The organism is Streptococcus oralis Uo5 (assembly GCF_000253155.1).
GTDB classification, from domain to species: domain Bacteria; phylum Bacillota; class Bacilli; order Lactobacillales; family Streptococcaceae; genus Streptococcus; species Streptococcus oralis_L.
On sequence record NC_015291.1, the window covers coordinates 636,183 to 649,982 of the forward strand.

Sequence of the window (13,800 nt, forward strand, 5' to 3'; positions counted from 1 at the left end):
ATGGATTGTCAACAAGGAGGTAATGCTTTTGACTGAAAAATCAAGAGAAGAAGAAAAATTAAGCTTTAAAGAGCAGATTCTACGTGATTTAGAAAGAGTAAAAGAACAAGATAGAAGAGAGAAAGAAGTAGAGATTCCAAATCTGACGGCTTCTTCATCCCAAGCTAGTTCAGCAACTCCTTCAGATCTTGAACCAGAAACATCAACAGAAGAGTTGATGGCTGATTCCCTATCTGTTGTCGATAAAATCCTAAAAAATGCACCAAGTGTTCCTCCACTTTCAAGTGCTAGAACTGATGAAACGGATGGACAAGAAGAGAAAGAGATTAGACAGCCAATCATCGACAAGATTGAAGTTGTAGAATCTGAAGAACCTCTAGTAGAGCCTATTCATCTGGCTGAAGAACCTGTAGTGGAACCCGTTCAACCTAAGGTAGAACCAGTTGAGCTTAAACCCGAAGAAAAAGAATTTAACGATACTCCGACTAAGGTTGCCGTAACCTATAAAACAGAAGACAAGAAAGAGGAAATCACTCCAGGAATGCCTGAAAGAGTTGAGCCTGTTTCTACAGAATCTAGCAGTGGATTAGCTGATGCTCCACGTCGTAGTCGTCGTCAAGGTGCAACATCAACTAAGAAAAAGAAAAAATCAAAAGCTAAAGGTTGCCTAGTAACAGTTCTAGTTCTCCTAGTACTCGTTGCAGTTGGTGGTTACTTTGGTTATGGTTACGTTCAAGATTCCTTGAAACCTGTGGATGCAAGCTCTAAGGATTACGTAACGGTTCAAATCCCAGACGGTGCAAATGTTCAAGAAATTGGAAGCACCTTGGAAAAATCTGGTTTGGTTAAACATGGACTGATCTTTAGTCTTTATGCTAAATACTATAGCCATGCTAACTTGAAGTCAGGTTATTACAACTTGAAGAAGAGTATGAGTACGGATGAGTTGATTCAAGAATTGCAAAAAGGTGGGACTCCTGAAGCTCAGGCACCTGTTCTTGCAAACTTGACCATTCCAGAAGGCTATACATTAGAGCAAATCGCTCAAACAGTAGGACAACTTCAAGGTGAATTTAAAGAACCTCTTACTGCGGATGCTTTCTTGGCAAAAGCTCAAGATGAGACCTTTATCTCACAATTAGTAGCCAAGTATCCAAACCTACTTGGAAGTCTTCCAACAAAAGACAGTGGCGTTCGTTATCGTCTTGAAGGCTACCTTTTCCCAGCGACCTATACGATCAAAGACAGTACAACTGTTGAAAGTTTGATTGATGAGATGGTGGCTGCTATGGATAAGGCTATGTCACCATATTACGCTACGATCAAAGAAAAGAATCTGACAGTTAATGAATTGCTCAGCATTGCTTCTCTTGTCGAAAAAGAAGGTGCTAAGACCGAGGACCGCAAGAAAATCGCAGGTGTCTTCTATAACCGCTTGAATGCTGGTATGCCACTTCAAAGTAATATCGCTATCCTATATGCTCAAGGAAAACTTGGTCAAAAAATTAGTTTAGCAGATGACGCTGGAATTGATACAACGATTGATTCACCATACAATGTTTACACACATCTTGGTCTCATGCCTGGACCGGTTGATAGCCCAAGTTCGGATGCGATTGAAGCAAGTGTAAACCAGACAAAGAGTGAGTACTTGTACTTTGTAGCAAATGTTGAAGATGGTAAAGTATACTTTGCAACAACAAAAGAAGAACATGATCAAAACGTTGCAGAGCATATCAATAGCAAGTTACCTCAAGCAAGTAGTTCAAACTAAAATTATGTGGTTTCCACATAATTTTGTTTTAAAAAAGTAAATAGAAAAGAAAGTTAAAAAAATGGCAGAAAAAACTTACCCAATGACCCTTGAAGAAAAGGAAAAACTAGAAAAAGAATTAGAGGAGTTGAAACTCGTCCGTCGTCCTGAAGTCGTAGAGCGTATCAAGATTGCTCGTTCCTATGGAGACCTTTCAGAAAATAGTGAGTATGAAGCAGCGAAAGATGAACAAGCTTTTGTTGAAGGACAAATTTCAAGTCTAGAAACAAAAATTCGCTATGCTGAAATTGTTAATAGCGATGCAGTTGCCCAAGATGAGGTAGCAATCGGTAAGACAGTAACAATCCAAGAAGTCGGTGAAGACGAAGAAGAGGTCTACATCATCGTCGGTTCCGCTGGTGCAGATGCTTTTGCTGGTAAAGTATCAAATGAAAGTCCGATTGGCCGTGCTTTGATTGGCAAGAAGACTGGCGATACTGCAACGATTGAAACACCAGTTGGTAGCTATGATGTCAAAATCTTAAAGGTTGAGAAAACAGCCTAAATAGGATGAAAAAGGAGTAGTGAAGGTTTTACCTTGCTCAACTCCTTTTTGGTTTTTTGGATAAATAGGAGACTATATGAGTTCAAATAAGAAGAAAAATAAAATGGAGCGTGGATTAACCAATCGCCATGTTCAGGTGATGGCTATTGCGGGAACAATCGGAACAGGACTTTTCCTAGGCGCTGGTCGCTCTATCAGCCTTACTGGACCTTCGATCATTCTGATTTACATGATTACAGGAGCCTTTATGTTTTTGATGATGAGGGCTGTTGGGGAGATGCTGTATCAGGATCCAGAACAACATACCTTTATCAACTTTATCACCCGTCATTTGGGGAAAGGCTGGGGATATTTCTCAGTTTGGTCTTATTGGTTGTCAGTTGTCTTTATCGGTATGGCAGAAATCACTGCCATCTCAGACTATGTCCGCTTCTGGTTTCCCACATGGCCTAGCTGGATGATTCAGCTTGTCTTTTTAACGATTTTGGCTTTGGTCAATCTGATTGCAGTTAAGCTCTTTGGCGAAGTCGAGTTTTGGTTTGCTATGGTCAAGATTGTGGCGATTTTAGCCATGATTGCCACTGGGGTATTTATGGTTTTGACAGGCTTTAAGACACCGCATGGTGTTGCAAGCTTGGCAAATATCAGCGACCAGTTCTCTCTTTTTCCAAACGGAGTTATGAACTTTGTCATGGCCTTTCAAATGGTATTTTTTGCCTATCTGATGATTGAGTTTATCGGGGTAACAACTTCTGAAACAAAGAACCCTCGTCAGGTCTTGCCCAAAGCTGTTAAGGAAATTCCTCTCAGAATTATCTTCTTCTACGGGGGAGCTCTCATTGCGATTATGGCCATTATTCCTTGGTCTTATCTTAATTCTTCAGATTCTCCATTTGTAACGGTCTTTGAACTGGCGGGGATCAAGTGGGCGGCGGCTCTAATCAACTTTGTTGTCTTGACATCAGCGGCGTCTGCTCTTAACTCAACTCTCTACTCAACAGGGAGACACTTATATCAGATTGCCCATGATTCGCCAAATCGTTTCTTAAAGGCCATCAAGGTCGATACCCTTTCTCGCCACAATGTACCTCAAAATGCCATCATCGCCTCAGCGATCTTGATTGCTCTGGCTGCCTTTATCAACGTGCTACCAGGTGTTTCAGATGCCTTTGCTTTGATCACCGCATCCTCATCAGGTGTTTACATCGCGATTTATATCTTGATTATGGTGGCTCATCTCAAATACCGCAAGTCACAAGACTTCATGGCTGATGGCTACCTTATGCCTCAGTATCGCTTGCTTAATCCCCTAACCATTCTCTTTTTTGTCTTTGTTTTCGTGACTCTCTTTTTGCAAGAGTCTACCTTCATGGGGGCAGTTGGTTCTGCCATCTGGATCCTTGTTTTTGGGATTTATAGTCAGTGGAAATTTAGAAAATAAATCATGAACTCATCAACTCTGTTTGGTGAGTTTTTCTAGTTTGACAGTCTATTGAAATAGGATTATAATCAAGCTGTAGCAGTTTATTAGGAGGTTTGAATGCACGTTAGATTGGAAAATAAGGAATCGCATAAAGCGCAAGAAATAGGGGATTTGATTCGTGCTTATAATCGTTCCAAAAGAGAAGAGGCTGAGAGCGAGCCACTGAATCTTTATCTCGAAGACGAAAAGGGCAATCTCATGGCGGGCTTAGTAGCTGAGACTTTCGGAAATTGGCTGGAAATCGAATATTTGTTTGTGAAAGAGGAATTACGGGGACAAGGAATTGGCTCAAAACTATTGCAGCGAGCTGAAAATGAAGCCAAGAATCGAAACTGTCGTTTTTCTTTCGTGAATACTTACCAGTTTCAAGCACCAGATTTTTATAAAAGACATGGTTACAAGGAAGTCTTTACCTTGCAAGACTATCCCTACACAGGGCAAAGATACTATTACCAAAAGGATTTGTGACCTAGACTTCTTTCTTTTGGAGAGAAACTTAGCTAAGTATCAAAAAAGAACGAATACTCTTTATCATGTAAGATGGTAGAGAGTTTTTTGTTAATAGAGATCAATTCAATTTTCCTAAACAGATTAATTATATTATTTCTTTACGTCCAAAAAATTCTATGCTATACTTAGGGTGCATAGTAGAAAAATATTAGTCGGGGGCTAAATTGTTGAAGTCGAATTTAGTAGATAAAATAAAAGAAAAAGAAATTGATTACTGGGACTTTAAAAATGTAACTGCTTCAGGTATACATAAAATTAGTGCTTATCCAGCTACGATGGTTCCAGATATGCAATATGAATTAATTAAATTAATTAAAAGTGAAGATTTATCTATTACAAATATTCTTGATCCTTTTCATGGTTCTGGAACAACACTAGTGGAGGGTGAAAAGAATAACCTTTCTCCGATTGGCATAGATATTAACCCTTTAGCTAATCTTATTACAAAAGTTAAGTTGCAAGGCGTTAACAAAAAATATATAGATATAGCAAATAATAGGATTGAGAAATTTTTAAAAAGTGATAGTTTTGAATTTGACAAACACTATTTTTATAATATAGAAAAATGGTATCGAAAAGATTTTATAATAACGTTTAGTAAAATTCGTAGTGCTATTCAGAGAGAAAAATACAGATACGTAAGACAGTATTATTGGGTGTGTTTAATTAATATTTTAAAAAAATACAGTAATACAAGAAGTTCAACATTTAAATTGCATATAAAAGAGCAAAGCGCTATTGAAAAGATGGAAAACCACATCGTTGAAGATTTTATAAAGAGCATTAACGAATACTGTCAATTTTTACCTGATTATAACAGAAGTAAAAAAATTGATTTAAAAATAGGAAAATCGGAAGATATTTTATTTGGAATGAAGAGCGATTCTGTCGATTTGATTGTAACTTCTCCTCCTTATGGAGATAATTCAACTACTGTAACATATGGACAGTATTCTATGTTACCAATTTACTGGATAGACAGAAAAGATATGGAAAGTTTTGACGAGAAATTAATAGATAATTATTCAAGTATTGACTCGAATAGTTTAGGGGGGAGAATTAGAAGAATTAAACAAAACTATCAATCAGATTGTTTAAATAAGTATGTTGAAAGTATAGCCACGGATAAGAGAAAAAAAGTTATGAATTTTATAACTGACTATTTGGATGTAATGGGACAAATGGGACGAATTATAAAAAAGAACAAAAGAATTGTTTTAACTTTAGGCAATCGGCGAGTTGATAATAAAATGGTTCCATTATCTAAAGTTACTCAAGAATATTTTGAGAGTATTGGATTTGAATTAGAAGCATCTATTACAAGAAATATACCTATTAAGAGAATGCCGAGAAGGTTATCGAATGTAAAAGATAAATCAGTGGAATCAATGAGTCAAGAATATGTCCTGATATTAAGAAAAATAAAGGAGATTTAGATGTCTAATAATGTTGAACAGGTACCTATTACTGTAGCAGGTAATATACTGAGTGAATTGTCAGAAAAAATTCCCAATAATATTATAGCCTTGAATGAGTTGATAAAAAATGCCTATGATGCTAAATCACCTAAAGTGGATATTGTCTTAGATTCAAAGACAAAGCAACTAACTATTCGAGATTATGGTGAGGGGATGGATAAGGAGGGAATTGAAAAATTATTTCATATTTCTAGCAGTGATAAAAAATATGGGAAAGCTATACCGTATGACAGTGAGACTCGACGGTTAACACAGGGATCAAAAGGTCTAGGTTTTTTATCCGTTTTTAAATTTGGAAAAAGAGTATCATGGAAAACAGCTCAAAATGGTCAATTATCAGAATTTGCCGCAGATTTTGATTCTCTAGTTGCCGAATATAATATAACAGATAAACAGTTAGATATTACGGTTTCAAATTCTGATAGTTTTAGAGGTACATTAATCCAAATTGAAATTGATGATTACAATGTAGAGACTTTAAGTAAGTATTTTAGTGAAGAAAAAATACGTAATAAGATTTTAAATTCTTTTATTGATGATAAAATACAAGATGGTAAAATTTCTGCTGACCAAAACTTTATCATAAACTTTAGTGTAGATGGGGAGTCTAAATCAACCGATTATAAAATTCAATTAAGAGAACAAAATAGCTCACAACAATTATTTAGAATACGATATTCTTCTGATAGTCAAGAGATTATTTTTAGTAAAGAAAATCAAAGATATATATTCGGAAAAAATTACCTTTAATTCCAGTAAATATTCTATTGATATGGATTTAGTTGCTTATTCTTTGAAGGCGAATGGGAAGAGTAACATTAACTCGTTGTTTTATAATCCTAATACTAACGAGTTGACTCCTCTAATTTATATCAATAATAACTTATTTAACAATTATACTTTGTTTAATACAGAGTTGATGACAACTAAAAAATATAGTGAAGTATTAAAACAATTAATTGGATATATTTCAATTAAGTCTAGTGACCCTTCAATACAATTTAACTCTGATAGAACTCAATTTGCCCAAAGTGAGCTAACAGATGAAATTACACGATTTATTGAAAAATTAAATGAGGAAACTCAAAAAATTGGTAGTTCGTTAAAAAATGAATTAAGAGACTTGGATGCATTCATTCAAAAACAAATTCCCGAAGCAGAAACTTCGAATCTTGATAACCTTCAGAAGTACATCAAAGAAGATTTCAAGTTAAAGCGGTTTATTGAATTCCAAAAGGATTTAACAGCAAATCAAATAAACTGTACTTTATTTGGCAATAAAAAAATTCTCACCATTATCCCTAAGGTTAAACACGAAGATAATTTAGGGACTGTTGAATCATGGATTGGAATAGATAATCTCAGTGAGCAAATAACGGATTTTGATGATTTGTTAAAAAATTCAACGAAAATAGTATTAGATGGTAAAGAACAAAAATCTTTTAATAAGGAAATTGAAGGTCAGTGGAAAATCGTTACAGAGACAGAAAACGTTATTGAAACTCTGCATCTAATCTTAAAAGATACCAACCAGCCTAAAATTGTCCAAAAGCAAAGTATTTTGAAAAGAGGGATGGACTATAATCTTGATAATCTTTTTACTTTTACAAATAGTTTTGGTAAGGAAGATGAGGGATTAATTTTTGAAATTGATACCAAAAATAATTCTACAATTAATTTTAACAAAGGCAAAGGAATAATTAATTTTGGACGTGTGAATGAAAACACAATATCAATCAAGATATCTGACAAGAAGACTAAAAAAATTCATGAAGCTGATTTTACATTTAAAGTAGAGGAAGATAGCTTTGATATTCCAAAAAGTATGGCTGAAGCTGATTTAGTTACGATGCCAATCAGTAAAGAAGTCAACTTCAGAGTAGATATTGCTAGCTTTATAAGAGAGATTAATCAAATTTTTAAAATTGAAGATTATAGTTTTGTACCAGTCGTATCTTATAGGACATTGATAGAAATAGTTGTTAACGATATTTTAGATAATCAAAACATTGATAAGACAGAAAGCTTGTTGAAAAACTATAATAAAGTTATTGAAGTGGGTAATACTCTCATTAAAGATAGCTCATTAGATGATGCGGATAAAAGAGTACTGTCAGCGTTGCTCTCTTCAATTAATAGTAAAGAAGAACGTGAAGGTTTTGTAGCGTTTTTGAATTTATCAACTCATGGAGGGCCTAGAATAATTAATAAGGTAGAAGCGATGAAAAAAACTCAAGAAATTAAATTGTTATTGGGTTTACTATATATTTCTGGTTTAGATAAAGAAAAGTAATTTTGAATTTTAAAGATAAGCCGTAGTTTTAAATATGGTGGATTTTTATATAAAAGTTATGTCAAATGGACTACAAGAACTATGACTAAGCTCTAGCTTGAAAGTCTAGGAATCAAGACCTATCAGGTCAAGAAAAGAAGTGATGTCATCGATATTTTGAAATCCTATATTTAAAGATAACACTCTCTATTTTTTGTGATAGAGAGTTTTTTGTTAGAAAAATCTTACAAAATGACATTTATATATTGCATTAAGTTAGATATATGGTATAATGTTTTTAAAAGAAGCGCAACTTTTTAAAAATGTGAAGGAGGATGCTAGTGGCTAAAAACTTAAAATTAAAATTAGCTCGGGTGGAGCGTGATTTAACACAAGGGGATTTGGCAGAGGCTGTGGGTGTTACTAGGCAGACTATAGGCTTGATAGAAGCAGGGAAATACAATCCTAGTCTTTTCCTTTGTCAGTCTATTTGCAGATGCTTAGGCAAAACTTTGGATCAATTATTTTGGGAGGAAGAAGATGAAAAATAGATTTTTTTATTATCAAATATTAGACGAAAGAGAAGAACAACTGATTAACAAAGCTGGGACAGAGTCTTTTAATGTGTTTATCGGGCTCATTCTGTTAAGTTATTTGGTGGCTGTATTAGCACCTGCTCTTTTTAATTCTAATATTCTTCTGGTTACCCTTCTTTTAGGAATTTTCTTCTTTTTCAATCGTGCACGACAACTTGGAGTGACCTACTATAGTCGTTTTCATTTTACGATTGTAGGGTGTTTGCTGGTAACTCTCGCTATTACGACTCTTTTGATGTTGCAGAATTATCAATTCAATATCGAAATTTATCAGCACAATCCTCTGAACGTTAAATATTTGTCTGCTTGGGTTATTACTTATCTGATTTACCTTCCTTGGGTTTTTATCGGCAATCTCGGCCTTAAAAGTTATGGTGAATGGGCTCAAAAAAAGTTTGAGCGAGATATGGATGAACTGGAGAGTGGAGAATAGCTTGTTATCTTTTTATCAATCTCGGTAAAATGTGTTATAATAGTACTAATTTATCGGATGGTGTGAAAGTGGTAGAATACGTTCATACCTTTGTAAAGTAGGAAGAAGGAAAACAGATGTATCCAGATGATAGTTTGACATTGCACACGGACTTGTACCAGATCAATATGATGCAAGTTTACTTTGACCAAGGAATTCACAATAAAAAGGCGGTCTTTGAAGTTTATTTCCGCCAGCAACCTTTTCAGAACGGCTATGCAGTATTCGCTGGCTTGGAAAGAATTGTACATTATCTTAAAGACTTGCGCTTTTCAGATAGCGATATTGCCTACTTGGAGTCGCTTGGGTATCATGGAGAATTCTTGGATTACCTACGAAATCTCAAGTTAGAACTAACGGTTCGTTCTGCTCAGGAAGGGGACTTGGTTTTTGCTAATGAGCCGATTGTGCAGGTGGAAGGACCTCTAGCCCAATGCCAATTGGTCGAAACGGCTCTCTTAAACATTGTTAACTTTCAAACCTTGATAGCGACTAAGGCAGCACGTATTCGTTCAGTCATTGAAGATGAGCCTTTGATGGAATTCGGGACACGTCGTGCGCAAGAAATGGATGCAGCTATCTGGGGAACACGCGCAGCCGTGATTGGTGGAGCCAACGGGACTAGCAATGTGCGAGCAGGGAAGCTCTTTGGTATTCCAGTATTGGGGACTCATGCTCATGCCTTGGTACAGGTTTATGGAAACGACTATAAGGCCTTTAAGGCCTATGCTTCAACCCATCGTGACTGTGTCTTTCTAGTAGATACATATGATACGCTTCGCATCGGTGTGCCAGCTGCTATTCAGGTAGCTCGTGAACTGGGAGACAAGATTAATTTTAAAGGCGTTCGTATCGACTCAGGGGATATAGCCTATATTTCCAAGAAAGTTCGCCAACAGTTAGATGAGGCTGGATATCCAGATGCCAAAATTTACGCTTCCAATGACCTCGATGAAAATACCATCCTTAACCTCAAAATGCAACACGCCAAGATTGATGTCTGGGGTGTGGGTACCAAGCTGATTACAGCCTATGATCAGCCAGCTCTTGGGGCAGTTTATAAGATTGTTGCGATCGAAGATGGGAATGGTCAGATGCGCAATACCATCAAACTGTCTAATAATGCGGAAAAAGTATCGACGCCAGGTAAGAAGCAGGTATGGCGCATTACCAGTCGTGAAAAAGGCAAGTCAGAAGGCGACTACATTACTTATGACGGTGTGGATGTGAGCGACATGACAGAAATCAAGATGTTCCATCCAACTTATACCTACATCAAAAAGACCGTTCGTAATTTTGATGCTGTTCCTCTCTTGGTGGATATCTTTAAAGAAGGAACATTAGTTTACGATTTGCCTAGTTTGACTGACATTCAAGCCTATGCTCGTAAGGAATTTGACAAACTTTGGGATGAGTACAAACGGGTACTCAATCCGCAACACTATCCAGTGGATTTGGCGCGTGATATTTGGCAGGACAAAATGGACTTGATTGACAAGATGCGCAAAGAAGCTCTTGGTGAAGGAGAAGAAGAATGAGTTTGCAAGAGACCATTATCCAGCAACTGGGCGTCAAACCAGTGATTGATGCCCAGGAAGAAATTCGTCGTTCGATTGATTTCTTAAAGAGATACTTGAAAAAACACCCTTTCCTTAAAACCTTTGTACTAGGGATTTCTGGAGGACAAGACTCAACCTTGGCAGGGCGCTTGGCACAATTAGCGATGGAAGAAATGCGAGCTGAGACAGGAGATGACAGCTACCAATTTATCGCTGTCCGCCTGCCATACGGAGTGCAAGCTGATGAAGCAGATGCTCAAAAAGCTCTTGCTTTCATCCAGCCAGATGTCAGCTTGGTTGTGAATATCAAGGAATCAGCTGATGCCATGGCAGCTGCAGTTGAAGCGACAGGAAGTCCTGTTTCAGACTTTAACAAGGGCAATATTAAAGCTCGTAGTCGTATGATTGCCCAATATGCCCTTGCAGGTGCCCATAGCGGAGCGGTCATTGGAACAGACCATGCCGCGGAAAATATCACAGGCTTTTTTACCAAGTTTGGTGACGGTGGTGCAGACATTCTCCCTCTTTATCGCCTCAATAAACGTCAAGGGAAACAACTCTTGAAGGAACTTGGTGCAGACCCAGCCCTTTATGAAAAAATCCCAACAGCAGATTTGGAAGAAGAAAAACCAGGTATTGCAGACGAAGTAGCTCTTGGAGTCACTTATGCAGAAATTGATGACTACCTTGAAGGCAAAACCATCAGTCCAGAAGCCCAAGCGACTATCGAAAACTGGTGGCACAAAGGCCAACACAAACGCCACCTACCAATCACCGTATTTGATGACTTTTGGGAGTAAAAAGGTCCGGGGGACCTTTTTAGCTTCTTGTCTAGAAACTGGGAAGCAAGAATAACCTCCAGTGGAGGTTTTTAGCCCGAGTCTAGAAATAAGAAAATGAGACAGAAATCGGTAACTCGAAGAGTTCGATTTTCCTTGTCTCACCCCCGCAACGATGACTAGGTTTGAAAAAGCTTGGTAAAGCGCATTTCAAACCAGACAGCGACTGCGTCAAGGGACTAGATAAAACACTTGTTTCCTAGCTGTTACTGAGTATAGTCTTTTTACCCTGAGCCTTAAGCTTAGAAAGCGAGGTAACATTATGAAAGCAATCGGTACGCAAATATTACAGACAGAACGTTTGATTTTGAGAAGATTTGTGGAGAGTGATGCGGAAGCCATGTTTCAAAATTGGGCTTCATCTGCTGAGAATCTGACCTATGTTACTTGGAATCCTCATCCTGATGTTGAGGTGACTCGGAACTCGATTCGAAATTGGGTTGCCTCCTATGCAAATCCCAACTATTACAAATGGGCCATTTGTCTCAAAGAAAACCCGGAGCAAGTGATAGGAGATATCAGTATCATTGAAATGCACGAGGAAGATTTAAGTTGTGAAATTGGGTATGTTTTAGGAAAAAACTTTTGGGGCCGAGGTATGATGACGGTGGCCTTGAAAGCTGTGCTAGACTTCTGTTTTACTCAAGCAGGCTTTCAAAAAGTCAGAGCTCGTTACGCCAGTCTTAACCCAGCTTCAGGCCGTGTGATGGAGAAGGCTGGAATGTCCTATCTAAAAACTATTGCCAATGGTGTGGAGAGAAAAGATTACGTTGCGGACCTTATTTATTACCAGATAAGCAGGGAAGACAGGTGATTCTCTTTGCTGTTTCTATCAAAGTCAGACCTTGTCTGGCTTTTTTTGTGCAAGATTTCTAAATAAACTGATTAAATTCCTATTTTTTCCTATCATTGTCCCTGTTTTTTCTAGAGTTTTGGAGCTATAATAGACCTATCAAATCAAAGAATGGAGGAAGGCAATGGACAATGTAATCTTTTTTATCAGTGTTTTTCTTGCTGGAATTCTTTCCTTCTTTTCTCCTTGTATTTTACCCTTGTTGCCTGTCTATGCGGGGGTCTTACTTGATGACAAAGATGGTTCTCAGGCTTCCAGCGGAAAATTTTCAATCTCACTTGTTAGTTTATTGCGAACTATGGCCTTTATAGCGGGGATCTCTTTTATCTTTATCTTACTGGGCTATGGAGCTGGTTTTTTAGGCAATTTGCTGTATGCTTCTTGGTTTCAGTATGTGACGGGTACGATTATCATTCTCTTGGGCTTGCACCAGATGGATGTTTTACATTTGCAGGGACTCTACAAGGAAAGAAGGCTACAATTAAAGAGACAGGGGCAAAAGGGTAACGGCTATAGTCAGGCATTTTTACTGGGGTTGACCTTTAGTTTTGCTTGGACGCCGTGTGTGGGGCCAGTTCTGGGCTCTGTTTTGGCTTTGGCGGCTTCAGGTGGTTCAGGAGCTTGGCAGGGAGCTGGTCTCATGTTGGTCTATACGCTGGGATTGGCGCTACCATTTTTAGTCCTAGCTCTCGCCTCCAGCTATGTTTTGAAACATTTCCGAAAACTGCATCCTTACCTCGGAATCCTCAAAAAAGTGGGTGGTTTCCTCATTATCGTGATGGGAATCTTGGTGCTTTTGGGAAATGCTTCCATTTTGACTACATTATTTGAATAGAGAGGAAAAAGAAATGAAAAAATGGCAAACATGTCTCCTTGGGGTAGGCTCAATCTGTTGCTTGGCAGCCTGTTCGGCTGAAAATATGGCAGACGAGTCTACTATGAAGGAGCAAACCAAAACAGAACAAGTTAGTTCACAAACTGCCACTAAGGGTCAGGAAGTCGCTGATTTTGAACTGACAGGTGTAGATGGCAAGACCTATCGTTTATCTGACTACAAGGACAAGAAAGTTTATCTCAAATTCTGGGCTTCTTGGTGTTCCATCTGTCTAGCCAGTCTTCCAGATACCGATGAAATCGCTAAGGATGCTGGTGATGACTATGTGGTTTTGACAGTGGTGTCACCAGGCCACAAGGGAGAACAATCTGAAGCTGACTTTAAGAACTGGTATAAGGGATTGGATTATAAAAATTTTCCAGTTCTAATTGATCCATCAGGCAAACTTTTGGAAAGTTATGGTGTTCGTTCTTACCCGACTCAAGCCTTTATAGACAAGGAAGGCAAGCTGGTCAAAACGCAACCAGGTTTTATGGATAAGGATATGATTTTGAAAGAATTGAAAGAAATGGGGTAGAGAAAGGC

Annotated in this window: 14 protein-coding genes; all 14 read left to right on the forward strand. The window is 37.7% G+C overall.

What is annotated here, in order from left to right; genetic code table 11:
* Window positions 1–22 precede the first annotated feature (22 nt).
* The 14 genes from mltG to SOR_RS03340 all read left to right on the forward strand — a co-directional run bounded on the left by mltG (window position 23) and on the right by SOR_RS03340 (window position 13,792).
* The gene (gene mltG / locus SOR_RS03275) at window positions 23–1,774 is read left to right on the forward strand and encodes an endolytic transglycosylase MltG (protein ID WP_000927564.1); all 1,752 of its coding nucleotides are present in this window, start codon (window positions 23–25) and stop codon (window positions 1,772–1,774) included.
* Between the two features lie 61 nt (window positions 1,775–1,835).
* A complete protein-coding gene (gene greA, locus SOR_RS03280) occupies window positions 1,836–2,318 on the forward strand; it encodes a transcription elongation factor GreA (RefSeq protein WP_000818765.1) in 483 nt (160 codons plus the stop codon).
* Between the two features lie 76 nt (window positions 2,319–2,394).
* Window positions 2,395–3,759, forward strand: coding sequence for an amino acid permease (locus SOR_RS03285; protein WP_000097710.1), 1,365 nt, complete (start codon window positions 2,395–2,397; stop codon window positions 3,757–3,759).
* Window positions 3,760–3,858: 99 nt separating this feature from the next.
* A complete protein-coding gene (locus tag SOR_RS03290; protein ID WP_000558472.1) occupies window positions 3,859–4,269 on the forward strand; it encodes a GNAT family N-acetyltransferase in 411 nt (136 codons plus the stop codon).
* A 209-nt stretch (window positions 4,270–4,478) separates the two neighbouring features.
* Window positions 4,479–5,747 (forward strand): DNA methyltransferase, encoded by a 1,269-nt coding sequence (locus tag SOR_RS03295; protein ID WP_125825821.1) that lies wholly within the window; start codon window positions 4,479–4,481, stop codon window positions 5,745–5,747.
* A complete protein-coding gene (locus SOR_RS10305; protein WP_013670188.1) occupies window positions 5,748–6,539 on the forward strand; it encodes an ATP-binding protein in 792 nt (263 codons plus the stop codon).
* 169 nt (window positions 6,540–6,708) lie between these two features.
* A complete protein-coding gene (locus SOR_RS10310) occupies window positions 6,709–8,082 on the forward strand; it encodes a hypothetical protein (protein WP_041170808.1) in 1,374 nt (457 codons plus the stop codon).
* Window positions 8,083–8,402: 320 nt separating this feature from the next.
* On the forward strand, window positions 8,403–8,612 hold the full coding sequence (locus SOR_RS03310; protein WP_013670190.1) for a helix-turn-helix transcriptional regulator: 210 nt from the start codon (window positions 8,403–8,405) through the stop codon (window positions 8,610–8,612).
* On the forward strand, window positions 8,602–9,090 hold the full coding sequence (locus tag SOR_RS03315; protein WP_000797140.1) for a DUF6773 family protein: 489 nt from the start codon (window positions 8,602–8,604) through the stop codon (window positions 9,088–9,090). Before SOR_RS03310 ends, SOR_RS03315 begins: the two co-directional genes overlap by 11 nt.
* A gap of 116 nt (window positions 9,091–9,206) precedes the next feature.
* Window positions 9,207–10,667, forward strand: a complete 1,461-nt coding sequence (locus SOR_RS03320; RefSeq protein WP_000283150.1) for a nicotinate phosphoribosyltransferase — start codon at window positions 9,207–9,209, stop codon at window positions 10,665–10,667.
* Window positions 10,664–11,488, forward strand: coding sequence for an ammonia-dependent NAD(+) synthetase (gene nadE / locus SOR_RS03325; protein ID WP_000058057.1), 825 nt, complete (start codon window positions 10,664–10,666; stop codon window positions 11,486–11,488). The genes SOR_RS03320 and nadE overlap by 4 nt, the downstream gene beginning before the upstream one ends.
* A 301-nt stretch (window positions 11,489–11,789) precedes the next feature.
* A complete protein-coding gene (locus SOR_RS03330) occupies window positions 11,790–12,341 on the forward strand; it encodes a GNAT family N-acetyltransferase (protein ID WP_000643817.1) in 552 nt (183 codons plus the stop codon).
* A gap of 163 nt (window positions 12,342–12,504) precedes the next feature.
* Entirely contained in the window at window positions 12,505–13,215 is a 711-nt protein-coding gene (ccdA2, locus tag SOR_RS03335) for a thiol-disulfide oxidoreductase-associated membrane protein CcdA2 (protein ID WP_000370903.1), read from the forward strand.
* A gap of 13 nt (window positions 13,216–13,228) precedes the next feature.
* Entirely contained in the window at window positions 13,229–13,792 is a 564-nt protein-coding gene (locus SOR_RS03340; RefSeq protein ID WP_000759245.1) for a redoxin family protein, read from the forward strand.
* Window positions 13,793–13,800 lie beyond the last annotated feature (8 nt).